Annotated in this window: 17 protein-coding genes and 1 tRNA gene; 7 read left to right on the forward strand and 11 right to left on the reverse strand. The window is 49.9% G+C overall.

The annotated features are described in order from the left end of the window. The first annotated feature begins 4 nt into the window (after window positions 1–4). Both JT719_RS15300 and JT719_RS15305 read left to right on the forward strand, forming a co-directional pair. Entirely contained in the window at window positions 5–3,382 is a 3,378-nt protein-coding gene (locus JT719_RS15300) for an efflux RND transporter permease subunit (RefSeq protein ID WP_207434188.1), read from the forward strand. Between the two features lie 33 nt (window positions 3,383–3,415). Beyond that, window positions 3,416–3,673 carry an acyl carrier protein gene (locus JT719_RS15305; protein WP_207434189.1) on the forward strand — a complete coding sequence of 86 codons (258 nt, stop codon included), beginning with the start codon at window positions 3,416–3,418 and terminating at the stop codon, window positions 3,671–3,673. Window positions 3,674–4,422: 749 nt separating this feature from the next. Here JT719_RS15305 and JT719_RS15310 read toward each other — a convergent pair. From JT719_RS15310 to JT719_RS15320, 3 genes are all read right to left on the reverse strand, one after another. Further along, entirely contained in the window at window positions 4,423–5,175 is a 753-nt protein-coding gene (locus JT719_RS15310; RefSeq protein ID WP_207434190.1) for a M48 family metallopeptidase, read from the reverse strand. 190 nt (window positions 5,176–5,365) lie between these two features. Further along, the gene (locus JT719_RS15315) at window positions 5,366–6,244 is read right to left on the reverse strand and encodes a YkvA family protein (RefSeq protein ID WP_207434191.1); all 879 of its coding nucleotides are present in this window, start codon (window positions 6,242–6,244) and stop codon (window positions 5,366–5,368) included. A gap of 301 nt (window positions 6,245–6,545) precedes the next feature. Continuing rightward, window positions 6,546–7,190, reverse strand: coding sequence for a C40 family peptidase (locus JT719_RS15320; RefSeq protein WP_207434192.1), 645 nt, complete (start codon window positions 7,188–7,190; stop codon window positions 6,546–6,548). Between the two features lie 285 nt (window positions 7,191–7,475). On the opposite strand from JT719_RS15320, the gene JT719_RS15325 reads away from it, so the two are divergent. After that, window positions 7,476–7,829, forward strand: coding sequence for a hypothetical protein (locus JT719_RS15325; protein WP_207434193.1), 354 nt, complete (start codon window positions 7,476–7,478; stop codon window positions 7,827–7,829). Window positions 7,830–7,937: 108 nt separating this feature from the next. On the opposite strand, the gene JT719_RS15330 is transcribed toward JT719_RS15325, so the two are convergent. After that, window positions 7,938–8,567: a thioredoxin family protein gene (locus JT719_RS15330; RefSeq protein WP_207434194.1), complete on the reverse strand. Its 630-nt coding sequence runs from the start codon at window positions 8,565–8,567 to the stop codon at window positions 7,938–7,940. Between the two features lie 4 nt (window positions 8,568–8,571). Continuing rightward, complete coding sequence (locus tag JT719_RS15335) at window positions 8,572–9,102, reverse strand: TlpA family protein disulfide reductase (RefSeq protein WP_242693263.1); 531 nt, start codon at window positions 9,100–9,102, stop codon at window positions 8,572–8,574. A gap of 72 nt (window positions 9,103–9,174) precedes the next feature. Between JT719_RS15335 and JT719_RS15340 the strand changes: the two genes are divergently transcribed. Next, on the forward strand, window positions 9,175–9,732 hold the full coding sequence (locus JT719_RS15340; RefSeq protein WP_207434195.1) for a type 1 glutamine amidotransferase domain-containing protein: 558 nt from the start codon (window positions 9,175–9,177) through the stop codon (window positions 9,730–9,732). A 169-nt stretch (window positions 9,733–9,901) separates the two neighbouring features. Here JT719_RS15340 and JT719_RS15345 read toward each other — a convergent pair whose 3' ends face one another. Beyond that, window positions 9,902–10,537, reverse strand: a complete 636-nt coding sequence (locus JT719_RS15345; RefSeq protein ID WP_207434196.1) for a porin family protein — start codon at window positions 10,535–10,537, stop codon at window positions 9,902–9,904. A 175-nt stretch (window positions 10,538–10,712) separates the two neighbouring features. Between JT719_RS15345 and JT719_RS15350 the strand changes: the two genes are divergently transcribed. Continuing rightward, window positions 10,713–11,615, forward strand: a complete 903-nt coding sequence (locus tag JT719_RS15350; RefSeq protein ID WP_207434197.1) for a histone deacetylase family protein — start codon at window positions 10,713–10,715, stop codon at window positions 11,613–11,615. A gap of 67 nt (window positions 11,616–11,682) precedes the next feature. On the opposite strand, the gene JT719_RS15355 is transcribed toward JT719_RS15350, so the two are convergent. The 4 genes from JT719_RS15355 to JT719_RS15370 all read right to left on the reverse strand — a co-directional run bounded on the left by JT719_RS15355 (window position 11,683) and on the right by JT719_RS15370 (window position 15,234). After that, complete coding sequence (locus JT719_RS15355) at window positions 11,683–11,829, reverse strand: hypothetical protein (RefSeq protein ID WP_207434198.1); 147 nt, start codon at window positions 11,827–11,829, stop codon at window positions 11,683–11,685. A gap of 224 nt (window positions 11,830–12,053) precedes the next feature. Beyond that, window positions 12,054–12,779: a methyltransferase domain-containing protein gene (locus JT719_RS15360; RefSeq protein WP_207434199.1), complete on the reverse strand. Its 726-nt coding sequence runs from the start codon at window positions 12,777–12,779 to the stop codon at window positions 12,054–12,056. After that, the gene (locus JT719_RS15365; protein ID WP_207434200.1) at window positions 12,772–13,881 is read right to left on the reverse strand and encodes a type III polyketide synthase; all 1,110 of its coding nucleotides are present in this window, start codon (window positions 13,879–13,881) and stop codon (window positions 12,772–12,774) included. The genes JT719_RS15360 and JT719_RS15365 overlap by 8 nt, the downstream gene beginning before the upstream one ends. Window positions 13,882–14,115: 234 nt before the next feature. Further along, window positions 14,116–15,234 (reverse strand): NAD(P)/FAD-dependent oxidoreductase, encoded by a 1,119-nt coding sequence (locus JT719_RS15370; protein ID WP_207434201.1) that lies wholly within the window; start codon window positions 15,232–15,234, stop codon window positions 14,116–14,118. A 152-nt stretch (window positions 15,235–15,386) separates the two neighbouring features. Between JT719_RS15370 and JT719_RS15375 the strand changes: the two genes are divergently transcribed. Continuing rightward, complete coding sequence (locus JT719_RS15375; protein ID WP_207434202.1) at window positions 15,387–15,755, forward strand: T9SS type A sorting domain-containing protein; 369 nt, start codon at window positions 15,387–15,389, stop codon at window positions 15,753–15,755. A gap of 576 nt (window positions 15,756–16,331) precedes the next feature. Here JT719_RS15375 and JT719_RS15380 read toward each other — a convergent pair. Further along, window positions 16,332–16,403, reverse strand: a tRNA-Arg gene (locus JT719_RS15380). A 354-nt stretch (window positions 16,404–16,757) separates the two neighbouring features. On the opposite strand from JT719_RS15380, the gene JT719_RS15385 reads away from it, so the two are divergent. Then, on the forward strand, window positions 16,758–16,958 hold the full coding sequence (locus JT719_RS15385) for a hypothetical protein (protein WP_207434203.1): 201 nt from the start codon (window positions 16,758–16,760) through the stop codon (window positions 16,956–16,958). Window positions 16,959–17,211 lie beyond the last annotated feature (253 nt).

Genomic DNA, 17,211 nt, shown 5'->3' on the forward strand with positions numbered 1-17,211 from the left:
TCTTATGGAACAATCAGAAAACATCAAAGAATACAAGCCTACCAGCTGGGCCATAGATAACAGAACCAGTATCTACATCATTACCCTCATTATTACCATTGCGGGTATTCTGGCCTACAACCGCTTGCAGAAAGAGAACTTCCCGGATATAGTGATCCCTACCATGATTGTGACCACGGTGTACCCCGGTACCTCGCCGTCAGACATGGAGAACCTGGTTACCCGGCCCATTGAAAAGCAGATCAAATCACTGAACGGGGTGAAAAGGGTAACCTCCACCTCCATGCAGGATTTTGCCCTGATCACCGTGGAATTCAACACCGATGTAGACGTGGAAGTGGGTAAGCAGCGGGTAAAAGACGCCGTAGACAAAGCCCAGACCGATCTGCCCACCGATCTGCCCCAGGCACCCAACGTGCAGGAAATCAGCTTCTCTGAGATGCCCATCATGTACGTGAACCTCTCCGGGAACTTCAGCGCCGAGAAACTGAAACAGTTTGCCGAAGACCTGCAGGACCGCATTGAGGCCCTGCCCGAGATCACCCGCGTAGACATTGTAGGGGCTTTGGAGCAGGAAGTGCAGATCAACCTGGATATGTATAAGATGCAGGTGGCCCAGGTAACCTTTGCCGATATTGAGCGCGCCATTTACACCGAGAACATGACCATCTCGGGCGGTACCGTGCGGGTAGGAGACATGAAACGGGCCGTGCGCGTGGTAGGCCAGTACACAGATCCGGTCGCTATTGGCGACATTGTGGTGAAATCTTTGAACGGCGGCAACATCTACCTCAGAGACATTGCGCAGGTAATTGACACCTTTGAGGAGCGCGAGAGCTTTGCACGCCTGGATAATCTGCCGGTAATCACCCTCAACATTGTCAAGCGCAGCGGCGAGAACCTTATTGAGGCCTCAGACAAAATCAACGCCATCATTGAGGAAGCCCATGGTACCCAACTCCCCGAAAGCCTCAACATCACCGTAACCGGCGATCAATCCACCACTACCCGCCACACGCTCAATGACCTGATCAACACCATCATCATCGGGTTTATTCTGGTAACGCTCATCCTCATGTTCTTCATGGGCACCACCAACGCGTTGTTTGTGGGGTTATCCGTGCCTATTTCCATGTTCATCGCCTTCCTGATCATGCCAATGATTGGGTTCTCCCTGAACATGATTGTACTGTTTTCCTTTCTGCTTGCCCTGGGCATTGTGGTAGATGATGCCATTGTGGTGATTGAAAACACCCACCGCATATTCCACCAAACCCACTGGAGCATTACCAAATCTGCGAAGATGGCGGCCGGCGAGGTATTTCTGCCGGTAATGGCGGGTACGCTTACCACCGTGGCTCCATTCCTGCCGCTGGCGTTCTGGCCGGGCATAGTGGGCGAGTTCATGTTCTTTCTGCCTATTACCCTGATCTTGACCTTGATGGCGTCTTTGGTGGTGGCGTTCATCATTAACCCGGTATTTGCGGTGTCCTTTATGCGCCGCGACCATGACCCCGCCCGGGAAAGAAGAACCTTCCGCTTGTCCATGCTGATCATGGGAGGGGTAGCACTGGCAGCTTTTGCCATGGGGGTAACCGCCCTGGGTAGCCTGATGGTGGTGATCATGGTGTTTGTGGCCTTGAACAAATTTGTCTTCACCGGCTGGATCAATAAGTTTCAGGAGCGGGTGCTGCCGGCTTTCATGAACCGCTACGAGCGCCTGTTGCGCTGGATGTTGGTGGGCCGCCGGCCTTACAAAGCAGTAGCGTTTGTGGTTGGCCTGCTGTTTGTCTCCTTCTTTGTTACCGCTCTAAGAGCACCCAAAGTGGTTTTCTTCCCCGGCGGAGATCCCAACTTCATTTACACCTACATCAGCATGCCCGTGGGTACAGACCAGGCCGTCACAGATTCTATCACCAAAGTGGTGGAGCAACGGGTGTTCAACGTGATTGGCAAAGACAACCCCAACGTGGAATCTGTGATTTCTAACGTGGCGGTAGGGGCCGGTGACCCAATGTCGGGGAGCAGGCAGGCCGAGTCCAACAAAGGGCGGGTAACGGTAGCCTTTGAGGAGTACCAGTACCGCGAGAAAGGCGTAAGCACGGCTCGATACCTGGATCAGATAAGGGAAGCGGTAAAAGGCATACCCGGCGCCGAGATCACCGTGGAGAAAGAGCAAAGCGGACCTCCGGTAGGCAAGCCCGTTGTGGTGGAGATTGCCGGCGAGGATTTTGATGGGCTGGTCAGGCTGTCCAAGCAGGTGCAGCGCTACCTTGATTCGGCGCAGATTGCCGGTATTGAGGACCTGCGCACCGATCTGGAGGACAAGAACCCGGAAATTACCGTGGAGATTGACCGTGTACGCGCTAACCGCGAAGGCCTGAGCACTGCTCAGATTGGTTCAGAGATCAGGACGGCCATCTTCGGGAAGGAGGCTTCCAAATTCAAAAGAGACGAAGACGAGTATCCTATTCAGATCCGGTTGGCCGAGAATTACCGCAAGAACATTGACCAGTTGATGGGCATGGTGCTCACGTTCCGGGATGCCACCGGCAGGGTGCGGCAGGTGCCGGTATCGGCGGTAGCCACCATCAAATATTCCACTACCTACGGCGGCATCAAGCGGAAGAACCTCAAGCGGGTCATCACCCTTTCTTCTAACGTGCTGGGCGGCTATAATCCCAATGAAGTGGTAGGCAACATCCAGACCACCCTAGACCGATTCCCAACCCCAGAAGGCTACGAGATCAGAATGGGAGGGGAGCAGGAAGATCAGAAAGAAACCATGGACTTCCTGTCGTTGGCCGGTATTGCTTCTATGGGCCTGATTTTCTTGATCTTAGTAACGCAGTTCAACTCTGTGTCTAAACCGCTGATAATTTTATCAGAAGTTATCTTCTCTGTGATAGGGGTATTGCTGGGTTTCTCTGTCTTTAATATGGACATGTCCATCGTGATGACCGGTATTGGCCTGATAGCCCTGGCCGGGATAGTGGTGAAGAACGGGATTCTGCTCGTGGAATTCACAGATGTGCTGCTGGGAGAGGGCATGGAGCTGAAGGAGGCGATTGTAATGGCCGGAAAAACTCGTCTGAGTCCGGTATTGCTGACCGCCACCGCCACCATCCTGGGGTTAATTCCGCTGGCAATTGGGTTGAACTTCAATTTCTTCACTTTGCTGTCTGATTTTGAGCCGCATTTCTTTTTGGGCGGCGCAAACGCAGATTTCTGGGGACCCCTGGCCTGGACCATCATTTTTGGATTAAGCTTTGCTACGTTCCTTACCCTGTTGGTAGTGCCTATGATGTACCTGATTAATGAGAAGATCAAGAACCGGGTGCACACCAAACGCCACAAACAAGAGGCTGTTTTGGTTGGCTGAAATGATTGAACTAAGGACTTTATTTTTACCTATATGATAACCGCAAATACACCCTCTATCGCACGTACGGTAGTTAGAATTATTAGCAAGACCAAGGAGATTAAGCCGTCACGTCTCCGGGTTACTTCCAACCTGAGCAAGGAGTTTGGGTTTGATACTGTGGATGTCGTGGATATTATCCTAGAGTTGGAAAAGAACTTCAAGATTGTTATCCCAGACGAGGTGCCGCTGAATACAGTTGGAGATTTTGTGGATTATGTCTCAACGCATACCATGCGACAAGCTAGCTAAACCTTTTATTACATTGCTCATTTTTACACTTGAAAGGCAGAGGGATGATCCTTCTGCCTTTTTTTGATGCTCGTTTCATGGCTGATTTCGGGGAATTTGCTTCGAAACGTATTCATGGTTCAAGTCTGTGACTTGGACTTAAAATGACCTGAAGTTTGCAAATCAGTGAGGCGCCAGCCTCAAATTCACTCTTGCCCTTCTATGGCGCGGAAGTTACTTCCGTGCCTTTCTTTTAAATTGCTGCTTCTTAATTGCTGCTTCGCCAACCGTTGTTGGTGTTCTCACCAACAACCCAATCTGCTCCTCAAACCGCTACTTCCTATTCCCTGACTCAGAACTCTTGACTCATGACTCGCTCTGCGGGCGTTTGTCACTTTTCTCCTTGATGAGAAAAGTAACCAAAAGAATCAAGAAGCCTCAAACTCGCTGACGCTCAAACAGTGAGGCTTCATTTCAGTACCACCCGGCACCGTCTTCTGCTTCATAGGGAGCATGGGCCGTTGCCATATGTTGCGCCACTGCTTGTCCCAGAGCCCCTGTTGGGTTACGCATGCGCCCAACAGGGGCTTGGGGCAAGTAGCTTTTTACTGTTAGTGCAGCTGCAGTACCTTCATCGTCCTGCGGACGGAATTGGCAGATGTATGAATGGGACCAGATGCAGTTTTAGAGCCGCTTTCTTGAAAACAGGTCAGAAATTCTTTTCCTTAGACTCAGAACTCAAGACTCAGAACTCCACTATCAGAACTCCCCTAAAACACCTGCAAACGGTAGGCTTTTAGTTGTTTGTCCAAGCCTTTGGCATCGCCGCTGATTTGGTCTAGGAGGGCCCAGAAACGGGGGCCGTGGTTCTTTTCTACGGTGTGGGCTAACTCGTGCAGGATCACGTAATCGCAGAGGTGCTCCGGGAGGCGCATCAGGTGCAGGTTCAGGTTGATGTTGTTGGTGTGGGAACAACTTCCCCAGCGGGTTTTGGCGTTCTTGATGGTAACCTGCTCGTAGGAAAACCCAAACTTCCGGGCGAAATACGCTACCCGCTGCGGAAGGTATTGCTTGGCTTCCAGACGAAGGGTGTATTCCACTGATTTCCGGATGTAGTCTTGGATGTCTGCGTGCTCCGGATTAATCTGTTCTGGGTACCACACATACAGCACTCCGTCTTTCAGCCTGCTTTTGCAGTGCGGCAGCGGATGAGGAAGCAGAAGCAATTGGTGAAAACGGGTACGGAACTCAGTATCCGGAGAGAAAAGGGTCTTCTTTTGTTGTTCCTGATGCTGGGAATCCAGGTGTTTCCTAATCCAGGAAGCTTTCTCTTGCACAAAGGCTTCGGCCTGGGCTAATGAGGCTCGCTTAGGTAACGTCACCCGCACTCCCTGCCCTGGTCTGATGCTGATTCTAACGTATTTGGCGGTGGCGCTAGGCACAAACCGTACCACCCCGATGTTGTCAATCTCTTTCTCCAGTACTTCCTTCTTCAGGGCTGAGGCGCTTTTCTTACTCTCCATATCTCGTACAAAGATAGGGTTGCCGCGTTAAAATTCTGGCTAGTACAGAAGAACAAAGGGCATAAAAAAAGCGCCTCCGCAGAGACGCTTTTAAAATTACCTAATAGTTAAAGAGGTTGGTTGAGAAGCACCTGATCAGGCAAAAAACAATTCACTCAATCTCTCATTCACTCATTCTCTCAATCAATCTTTAGCGCACGTTCCCGCCATGGTCCGTGTCGTAGCTGTTGCTGCTGGGCACGCGGGTGCTGTCTGTGGTGGAGGCGCGTACGTTGGGCTCCCCATAGCCGGTAGGCACGCCGTGATCGGTGGGGCGGGCATCCAGGCTAGAGGTCGGGTCTATTTCCTGCTCAGGGGTACCTTCCACGCTGCGTAAACTGGTAACCGGGGCGCTGTTCTGGTTTGGAATGATGCCGCCGGTAGATCCCTGGGAGCCGGTAGAGTCATTGCCCATCTGCATGTTGCCGCTTCCGTAAGTAGGGTTTTGCGGCTGCGCCGAAGAACCGATGCCACTGTTAGACGGAGCTGTCTCACGGCCGGTGCCATATTGGCCGGCGGGTTCGTTCTCGTACTTTGGAGTGTGGGCCGAGGTGTCCACGCTCATGGCAGTGGCCAAGTCGGCGCTTGGGTCAGCGGCGGTGGTTCTTACGGGTTGTGCAGCTTCCCAGGCATGGAACTTGTCAATCTCAGATTTGATGGTGGTCATAAACCAGGCCAGCAAACTAGCATCATCCAACAAGCCTATGATAGGCAACCAGTCCGGAATCAGGTCAATAGGAGACAAGAAGTAGATCAGCACAGCCACTCCCATTACAATCGTATTGTTAGGAATGCCCTTGTAGTCGCCGGAAATGGCAGCTTTGATCATGCGCAATAAGATAGAAAAGTTCTCAAAGACCTCGCCCGCAATGGTGCCCAGGTCCTTTTTCTCGGTGGCTTTTCTGAAGGCATCGTTCAGGAGCTGCTTGATGCGCAAAGGCTGTTTCAGGTATTCTTCGGCGCTTTTCAGGAAGCGTTTAAAAACCGATGACTCGTGTACGTTCTTGGTATTATTGGTTTGGTTTTCCATATAAGCAGTTGTGTTAAAGGAACGGGTATATAGTCCAGATTATATATAAACCGGAGGCGAAGTAACGAAAAAATGAATAGGGAAACAGATTTTGATCGCTAACTTTTAAAACGCCCAGGCTGCTCTGGCTGGTATAGATTTCTATACTTGTTTTGGCTCTAAATAGTTAAAAGGCCTTCCCTTAATTTCTGTCGTTTTAAGGATTGTTTCAGAAAAACAGGGGCAAAACAGGGAACATAAAAAAAGCGCCTGCTCATGAAGATGAGCAGGCGCTTTTTTTATGCTGAGCAGGGGAGAGTAATTAGATCACGCGCCCGGCAGCGTAGAAATGTTTCTTGTAGTAAGGAGACATGAGAGAGTTGATCATGACCCCACCGTTAGAGGCGGCATGGATGAATTTGCCGTTTTTAAGATAGATGCCTACGTGGTAGATGGGTTGCCCGGGGCCACGGCGGAAGAAAACCAGGTCCCCGGTTTCCATCTCGGTTTTAGGAACTCTGTCCACTTCATGGAACATGGAGCGGGAGCTGTGGGTGAGCGTGATGCCGTACACCTGTTTGTAGACTTTGCTCACGAAGCCTGAGCAGTCTGTGCCGCGCTGGGTGTTTCCGCCGGAACGGTACGGGGTGCCGATCCAGTCAGATACAGTTTCCAGCAGGTCTTTGTCTTCGGTGTAGTCAAGCTTAAGCCCCAGAGACTGCGAGTAGTAGTTGTAAAAGAGGGAATCTTTGTAGTTGAGGCTTTTGGTTTTGGCGGCCTCGGCCAGAGGGTCTGAGTAGTTGAAACGGTTGTGTTCCAAGGCCCATTCCTGCATTTGTTCAGCAGGGGTGACCATCTGGGCTTCTTCAGAAATGTTGTTGGTGGCTGAAGAAGGCTGTACTTCATAAAAGAAGGACAGAAATGCAGAGCCTAAGGCTAGTGCAGACAGAATGTAACTTTTCATCATCTGTTTTAATGGTGAAACATCAAGTGGTACCGGCTGCAGCAGAGACCACTTGCGGCCCTTCCAACTGTAAGCGCCAAAGACGCCGGAAAACAGGAAGAAAGCCCTTTTACAAGAGGTACATTGTTATCCAACATACTCTCATTATTTCAAAGGTAAATATGAAACCTTTTAAAACCAAACTCGTATAAGCGCGGTTTTATTGCCTTAAAATTGTAAAGAAGAGAAAAGAAGTCAAGAATGTAGCCTGATTGGCCTGAATGCCGTATAATTTGGCAAAATAAAAAGATGAGGTCCCTGGAAAATAATTTGAAAATTATTGAGAACTCACCTCTGGCCCGCATTGCCCGCTGGAAGCTGAAGAGTACCAACGTGGCCATGGTGCTGGGCAAAACTATACACCTTAGCGGAGTTTCCAAAGAAAATTTTTTGCGGGACAGTGCCTGGGTGGCTCATGAGTTGTGCCATGTGCGTCAGTTCCAGGAGCATGGCTACCTTAGATTTTTATGGCTGTACCTGCTGGAGTCTATAAAGGTAGGCTACTACAATAATAAGTATGAAGTGGAGGCGCGCATGGCCGGAGTGAAAGAAAGCCTGCTGGCGAAGCAAAATCAGGCCTCGCCGCCCTCTTCTACGGTATAAATACTTATGGTAGAGGCCCAATAAAAAGAAGATCCGGTGTTTCGGGCTTGTTTAAGAGAAAACAAGCCCGAAACACCGGACCTTCTTAGTTATTAAAATATTTTCTTTTTAGCTGTTGTTACGCCATTTGATGGTGCAGCCAATGGCTTTGGTGCTGGCTTGCTGCACAGCTTTACCAGAAAGCAGATTATCAATAGCCGCTTCTACGTAGCGTTTCTGTACTTTGGCAGGATCTCCGGAGTTGTCATCAATGGCTCCAATATAGGACACTTTCAAGTCTTGGCCCGATTTGGTCAGGACATAGACGTGGGGGGTGCGGGTAGCGCCGTAGCGTTTGGCTACTTCCTGGGTTTCGTCATGCAGGTACACAAACGGAAACTTCTTGTCTTTGGCCCGCTTCTGCATATCGGCATAAGAATCATCCGGCGAGGCGGTTACATCGTTGGGGTTGATGGCAATGACCGGATATCCCTTAGAGGCGTATTTCTGGTGTAGTTGAATGAGGCGGTCTTCATACAGTTTGGCGTACGGGCAGGTGTTGCAGGTAAACGTCACAATAAATCCTTTGGCGTCTTTCTGGTCGCGTAAACTCACCATCTGGCCGTTCACGTTTTTCAGTCTAATGTCAGAGGCAGTGTCGCCAACCTGATAGCCGGTCTCGGCAAGTCTGTATGCTGTGGACGAAAACAACGCCAGCATGCTCAGAAGCAGAACGAAGAGGGGGTAGGGTTTTTTCATACGGTTAGGGGTTTTGTGAGAATTTGGAAGTAAGGTACTCTTGCAGTTGCGCCAGCGTAATGGGCTTCTCCAGGAAAAGCCGTTGCTTGCGCGAATTGTTCACAAAAAGAGTGGCCGGAATAGCGCCGCTCCACGAGGGGTCTACCGTATCAATCCAGGCATTTTGGTCTGGCTCGTCCAGCAGAAAGACGGTGCTCTTCAACTTGTGCCGGGAAACAAACGGTATCACTTTTTTCTCAAAGTCCTTCGCAAAATCCATGCTCACCAACACCACCTGCACCGGTTTGCTCTGGTATTGTTGCTGAATGGCTTCAAAGTTGGGTAACTCCTCAATGCAAGGCTTGCACCAGGTTGCCCAGAAGTTGATAATGTAAGTGGTATCTGAAGAGGAGTTCAGGTATTTCTGCAGGTGCGGCAGTTTCTCCATGGTTACCTTATTGGTTTGGGCCATGGCATTGCCCGCCCACAGGAAACCAAGGAGTAAAACGATGGTACAAAAGATTCTACGGAAGAACATAAATGCATTGTATTTCATGTCAATGTAACGATTCTTTTAGTACAGAAGTACACTCCTATACGATTTTAACAGTAAGATAAACGTACTGCCATGTCACAAAAACTTGCCGGCAAGAAAATTGCCATTTTAGTAGAGAACGGGTTTGAACAGATAGAACTGGAAAAGCCGAAAGCCGCCCTGGAAGAAGCCGGTGCTGAGGCCCATATCATCTCCCCACAGTCTGGTACCGTGAAAGGCTGGGACATGACCGATTGGGGGAAAGAGTTTAACGTAGACGTAGACCTGAAGCAAGCCACGGCCGCTGACTATGATGCGCTCTTGCTGCCCGGCGGAGTCATGAACCCAGACTACCTGCGTGTGAACCCCCAGGCGGTTGCGTTTGTGCGGGCTTTCAGCGATAACGGCAAACCCATTGCGGCCATCTGCCACGGCCCCTGGACCTTGATTGAGGCCCAGGCGGTGCAAGGCCGTACAATGACTAGTTGGCCATCGCTCAAATCTGACCTCACCAACGCCGGAGCCACCTGGGTAGACGAGGAAGTAGTCACCGATAACGGTTTGGTCACCAGCCGTAAGCCCGATGATATCCCGGCCTTCAACCAAAAGATGATTGAAGAATTTGCTGAAGGGAAACACAGTTCATTCTAAGCCTTCTGCAGAGAACGCTAATGTAAATGTAAAAGAGCCGGTAGCATCCACTACCGGCTCTTGCGTTTTAGAGCTAATTCCAGGGAAACAGGCTAGAAATGACAGACAACAAAAATGGATGCCTCTTAGCAGAGACATCCATTTTGCCTAAACCCTTTATTAACGCTTACTAGAAGCCTACGCCTAAATAAACCTGAAAGTTGCCCGTCTTCACATCATTCATGAAACGCTGGGCATTGGCAGAGTCAAACTTGCCAAGATCGCCAAAGCTGCGGTAGTAACGGCCTCCTAACCGGAAGATGAACACCTTGGCCTCCAAACCGGCCGCCGCACCGTAGTCAAAGCTGTTGTACCCTTCTTTGTCTATTTCCTTGTCATCCTGCTTGGCAGTAAGCATCACGCCCACCTGCGGGCCGGCATGGATACTGATGTTGTCTGTAAGGTTCACCACGCCCAGCACCGGTACGTCAATGTAGTCAAATTGCATGTTACCGTCATCAGACTTCACTTCGCGACGAGAGTACAGGGCCTCCGGTTGAATGGAGAATACCCGGCCTAAACTGAACTGTGAGTAGAAACCTGCGTGCCAGTTAGTGGCGGTTTTTACGTTTGTGAGAAAGTCTTTGCCATCGCCGTACAGCGTGTTGAAAAGCACCCCGCCTTTCACCCCAAAACCGCTGTTGTTGCGGTCCAAGCCGCCGGTTTCTTCGTTATGGTTGATGACTCCCCGGTTCAAGACGCGCTCCTGGGCCTGGGCGGCACCAAATATGAACGTACATATTAAAAGCAAAGTAAGTTTTTTCATAGTCTATCGTACTTTTGATGTCAGTTGTTAAACCCTTTGTGTTATTTCGGGTTACCTCTTATACTGCGTCTTGCTTATAATGTTGCACGTCAAAAGCACGGCAAAATAGGTCTTGCTTTTGTCGTCGAACGCAAGTAGTAAAGTAGGAAAATACCTATACCCTTCGCTCCAGAATATGCTTAAGATTGCCTGGTCACCAGAGTACGCTCACCCTTTGCCCGAGAACCATCGGTTTCCCATGCTCAAGTACGAGTTGCTGCCCGAACAATTGTTGTACGAAGGAACGGTAAGCCAGGAGAATTTTTTCAAGCCCACGGCTCTACCGGAAAACCAAATTGTGCGGGTGCACGAGAAAGACTACTGGCGGAGATTAAGCCACCTGGAACTGACTGCCTCTGAGATCAGAAAGACCGGGTTTCCGCTGTCTAAAGAATTGGTGGAAAGGGAAATCATTATTATGGGCGGCACGGTGCAGGCGGCAGAGTTTGCCCTGCAGTACGGCGTGGCCATGAACATTGCGGGCGGCACGCACCACGCCTTCACTGACCGGGGAGAGGGGTTTTGCCTGCTCAATGACAATGCCCTGGCGGCGCAGTACTTATTAGACGAAGGCAAGGCGCACCAGATCCTTATTGTGGATCTGGATGTACACCAGGGCAACGGTACCGCCCAGATCTTCGCGCATGAGCCCCGGGTGTTCACGTTTAGCATGCACGGCGGCAACAACTACCCGCTGCACAAAGAGAAATCTGATCTAGATGTGCCTTTGCCCGATGGCATAGAAGACGCCGCCTATCTACAGCTGCTGCGCGAACACCTGCCCGCCCTCCTGGACCGTGTTGAGCCAGATTTCGTGTTTTTCCAGAGCGGGGTAGACGTGCTTTCCTCAGACAAACTGGGCAAACTGGCGCTTACCCACGCCGGCTGCAAAGAACGCGATCGCCTGGTGCTGGAGCTGTGCCATCAGCATAACGTGCCCGTCTGCGCCAGCATGGGCGGCGGCTATTCCACCCGCATCGCAGACATAGTAGAGGCGCACGCCAATACCTTCCGGCTCGCGCAGCAGATCTTCTTTTAAGTTGGTAGTGCGTATCAGGCATCACGACAAAAAAGTCTTGCTACCTGATCCGCACTACGCGCTACCATCAAATGCGGGTTTTAAGCTTGGTGTCGGAGGTTCTGAGGTAAGGGAGGGAACGTTTCAGTACCAGGTAAATGGCTGGTACCAGCAGAAGCACCATCAGTAAGTAGATCATCACCTTCATTGTCTCAAAAAACAGGCTGATGACCATGGCTGATAAAAGAACAGATGCCGCTAAAAGCAGCCAGAATTGAAGTGGTTGTTTTGAGGAACTTCGGCCCATGGGTAAAGATTTGGTGAAACAATAAGCGCCAACAATACCAGCTCATCCAGAATCTGCGCTTTCCCAGAAGAAGAGCTGCCGGTTTTATACTAAGTATTTACCGCAGAACTTATTCTGTTATAGTAAGTTATGGAATATTTTTGATTTTGGTGCTATTTTTCTGAAATGGGGCCAAAAACAATCTGCCACCTGAATGCCCATTTCCATTTGATCTGATACGTGGAAATGCCGGCTTTGGCCAGAATGCGCTGCCAGTCTGAGCGGGTGAACGAGCGCAGCACCGAGAGAGGGGCATCGTTCTTCACCAGGTAAGAACGGGAAAACACCTGAGTGAACCCTTTGATGGAATAATACGCCAGCGGATGCCGGTGGATGTCATTGATAAGCACGGCCAGGCGCACCTGCTGCCTGAGCTGCGCGAGTAAACTGGCCAACGCCCGGTCTGTGAAATGGTGCAGAAACAGGCTGCAGATCACAATGTCAAACTTCTCCCGGGCAAACTCCTCTGAGAACACATCATACTGCCGGTAGGAGATCTCAGGGTAGTCCTGGCTGAGCGAGGTGCTGTACTGGAGCATAAACGCGTTGGCGTCTACCCCCACCAGTTCCACGGAGAGTTGGTTTTGCCGGGCCCAGCGGGCCACCATGCGCAGGGTGTCTCCGCCGCCGCTGCCCAGATCGGCTATTTTGAGCTTCTTTTCTGAAAAAGGGCCAGAAAACGGATGCCGGATGATTTGCTGTAAGCCGTTGCGCACCACATCGTGACCGCCCAGCCACACGTTGATAAACTCCAGTTCCTCCAGGTTGCGGCGCAGGTCCTCGCTGGCCAGCGTGAGGTCATCCATCAGCTCCAGTTCCGTAGACCGCTGCTTAAACATAGTGCACTGAAAGAAGCATGGATTCCAGCGTGAGGCCCGGGCCGAAGGCAAAGCTAAGGATAGGCGCCTCGTGGCGGTCTGGCTGCAGTTCTTCCCACAGGGCCCGCAGCACAAACAAGACCGTGGCCGACGACATGTTCCCGAACTGCCGCAGCACCTGGTAGGCGTGTTTGTTGTGTTTGGCCGAAAGCCCCAGCGCCTGTTCTATCACCTCCAGGATCTTGCGACCGCCCGGGTGGATGGCAAACAGATCCACATCTTCCAGCTTTAAATTCAGTTTCTGCAGCAAAGATTGGGTGAGTTGCACAATGCCCTGTTTGATCAAGGCCGGCACGTAAGAAGAAAGCGTCATCTCAAACCCGAAGTCATGGATGTGCCACGCCATTTCCTTTTGCCCCGACGGAGCCAGATCGCAGTGGAAGGCATCTACCCGCAAAGACAAAGGCGAGAGTGGCTGAGGGCTCACCAAGACGGCAGCGGCGCCATCGGCGAAGAGCGCGTTGGAGACCAGGTGATCGCTTTCGGTTTGTTTCTGGAAATGGAGGGTGCAAAGCTCGGTGCAGACAATGAGCACGCGGGCATCGGCATGGGCCCTGCAAATGGTATCGGCTAGCTTTAAGGCGTTGAACGCAGCGTAGCAGCCCATAAAATACACGCACGTACGCTGTACCTGCGGAGGCAGGCCTAATGCCTCTACCAGTTCAATGTCCAACCCCGGGGCGTACATGCCGGTGCAACTGACCGTGATCAGGTGCGTGATCTGGCTTACCTTGAGGTCTGGCACCTGGGACAGGCACTCCTGCGCCGCTGTCACAGAGAGGGGCAACGCGGCTTTGCGGTACTCGCGCATGCGGTCGCCCACCGTAGGGAAAGGCTCCAGCCCGGGCGTGTTGGGGTAAAACTCAAAATCGCCGTTCTGCCGGCCATAGTCTGGCAAGGCGGTGTGGCGTTGGTCAATGCCCGAGACGCGGTACAAGGCCTTTAGCTTGCGGGTGTCTTGCTCGTCTAACTGAAGCGCCTCGGCCATAAAATCAGCAATCTGCTGCTGAGGAAAAGCATGCGGGGGATTAGCCGTGCCGATGGCGCAGAGGTAACTCTTCATATCTTAAGTATAAGCAAAAAAGCGGCAAGATGTTTAAAAGCAGTAGGTGTTTTGCCCTGGCAACCTGAAGAAAGGAATAGCATCCGCCGTTGTTCCCATACTCTCTGGAGCCGGTCTAGGTTTTAGGAGCTTGCTATGCCAGAAGAAACCTGGCGCTGCTCTGCGGCTCAAAGACGATGCTCAGAAAGGGTGTTTTGCCCTTGTTTTACAGAAACGGGCATGAAAACGGAATAATCAGAAAGGCTTGCCATGGGTGCGTTTCATGATGGCTTTTAGCGCAAAAGGAAGTTGCCTGAGAGTGGTCACCGCTATTTCAGACAGCACCGGATGCCCGAACAGGCGTTGCACCAACCGGCCGGTCTGTAGCCTGGCCCCAAATTGCTGGTTCCATAATCTTGTGTAATTTGCTTCCAGTTGTGGCCGGGTCTGCTGGCCGTTCAGGAAAAGCAGAACCTGGGCAGACAGAATCTTGGCCGAATGGATAGCCATGGCCATGCCGTTGCCGCACAAGGGCGTAATAAGGCCTGCCGCATCGCCGCTCATGAGCACATGGTCTTCTATGCAGGCTTTGGGGGCAAACGAGATTTCATTGATGACTTCTGGCTGGGCATACAAAGACTCACTGTTCCGGAAGAGGTCCAGTAAGTGCGGGTTCTTGCTTAGCTCACGTGCTTCCAGTTCCTGAATGGTGCCGTGTTTCTTGAGGTTCTGGCGCGTGGTGAGATAGCAAAAGCAGTATCGGTCCTCTTCAATGGCCGAAACCCCGGCGTACCCGTCTGAGAAGTTGTGGAGGGCAATGACATGCTTGGGCAGTTGGGTGCGCAGGTGGTATTTAACTGCCAGATACGGAGATCGTTCCTCAAAAAACGAGCGGTTGAACTTTCTGTCCAGGGTGCTGCGTTTGCCGTATGCACCAATCACCACAGGAGCCTGCAACGTTTCTCCGGTGGAGAGGCTAACGGTGAACAGCTGACCGTCAAAAGAGACATCTGTGGCGCTCACCTGCTGCCTGAACACTGCCCCCTGGCGCTGCGCCTGCTCAAAGAGGAAATAATCTAACCGGTACCGGCTTACACCAAACCCGCCCAGGTCCAGCGGAGTCTGCAGCAGGCGGCCTGCCGGGGAGGAAAGCTGAAAATGGGTTAAGTGGGCCGGTTGAAGAGCATCTGCTTCAATTCCAAGGGTTTGCAGGTAGGGGATGACCTCGTTGGAGATGTATTCACCACAGACTTTGTGAAAAGGGTACTTCTTTTTCTCAATAACGGTTACCTCTGCGCCTTGGCCTGATAGTTGCAAAGCATTGATTAAACCAGCTAAACCTCCACCAATAATTATGACTTTGCGGGTGTTCATAAAGGAATAATGGTTTAATGCAATAACTGACGAATTATAACAGGAAATTGGCTTGTTTGTTTCTCTTAAAATGCAAAACCCAGTGCCGCGTTGCTCGTAAAGTCAAGTATGGGAACTGTAAAGTTCTGGTATTCAACATTAAGGAAAAACACATGAAACACCTTATACTCTTACTTCTTATTTGTTTCAGCTTCTTAGAATTGCCGGCCCAGGTGAAGCCTCGGGCGTTGCCCACCGAACAGAGCCAAGAAGCTAAAGCAGCAAATGAGGAACAGTCAATGTCTGTGTTCCCCAATCCGTCTAGTGGCGTGATTACCATTTCATTAGATGGCTTTGAAGGAAAAAAGACCGATTTAAAGATTCTGAACGTGATAGGCAATGTGGTGTACCGGGAAGTGATCCAAGACCCGGAAGCCCGATACGCCAAAACCTTAGACTTAAACAAATTAGCCAAAGGTTTGTATTACGTAAAACTGGAAACCCCCACGTATAGCGAAATCAGGAAAGTGATTCTTCGTTAGCTCTAAGCATCTCATATAACAGAAGGCAAAGCGTAAAGCTTTGCCTTTTTTATTTACGGCTGTTGAGCAAATTCATGGTCTGGCTTCCATTTCAATGCTTACTATCTTTTAGAAACCAGAAATGCTGGGCATTGCTGTTCTGTCTTTGCAGGTAAATTGAAGGAAGGAGTCAATGCTTTTAGCCCAGGTACTTTTTGTAATTAAATTAAAAAGTTAAATCCTCTCTATTGAACATTGAAGTGTCTATGAGGTTCTGCGGGAGGTCAATTATCGGCATTTTTGATACTAGAGATTTTTCTGCCCCAAAAAGCAAATCTTAGTATTTATCAAATAAGGCTCATTGGGGCGATTGAAGTTTTACGGATTAGATTATAGGGAATACTACGGTATATAATTGCAGATAAATCAACTATGTGCGTTAGGTTAAAATAAGACTAATTTCTGTAATTCAGGTTAAAAACAGAAGAGGGTGTGAACTGCTATGTTAAGCAAAACACATAGAGATAGCTGGGCAAACTTTTCAAAAGCTGCCAATTAATCCTTTAGAGATGAACAGGTGGGGGAAAGGGAAGGTAGTGGCCTCGCCGGGAATCGAACCCAGATCAAACGTTTAGGAAACGTCTATTCTATCCGTTGAACTACGAGGCCTCCTTTAAAGGTGGCTACCTCCAGGTGGTTGCAAAAGTAAATGAATTTTGATTGTGAAGAAATACGGCGGCATCAAATCTGACTGAATTTTATTGCACCGGTTAAAGTCCAGGGAGCCTTGTGCGTAAGACACAATTTCTGCACAGGATTTTAAAGAAAGGTAAATTGGTTCTTTTTAGCTAATAGCGCCTTAATAAAAAGGATGTATAAAACGCTTAATTTGAGAAAAATGGAAACAAATTCATTTTCAATACTCGTAGTGTAAATAAACCAGAATAAATTGTGGGGGTTGGCTGAATATTAAGGGTAATTAATATATTTGCGCAGACTTTATTTCCTAACAACACATTCATCATGAAAGAGCAACTAAAAAGTAAACTTGACAAGATGCAAATGGAGGTAATCCGTGAGTGTCAAAATGTGGAAGATGTTCAATTGATGTTGGGTATTTTCAGCCAAATGAACGAGGCTTTAAACCAGATCCCAGATTCAATGAACAAACCAGCAGGTGCCAAAAGAGGCCGTAAGCCTAAAAACGCAGAGGCTAATTCCTAAGTTGATCCGTCGTTTTTTTGAAAGGGGTGAGAAACCAAATCATTGGTTTCTCACCCCTTTCTGTTTGCCGGCTTCTTCCGCAAAAACTCTTTAAAAAGAAGAAATCTAAACTAACAATAGTAACTCTATTAAGGCAGGGCTTTGCATCGCTTATTACATTTGCTCTGCACTCCCTTTCCCTAAAGGAAACCCGCGACCTTTCTTTTTGAGCCTTTCTGTTCCGTTTTAAGTAATCTTTTCAACATCCACAGGA

The organism is Sabulibacter ruber, from assembly GCF_017355955.1.
Taxonomy (GTDB): domain Bacteria; phylum Bacteroidota; class Bacteroidia; order Cytophagales; family Hymenobacteraceae; genus Nibribacter; species Nibribacter ruber_A.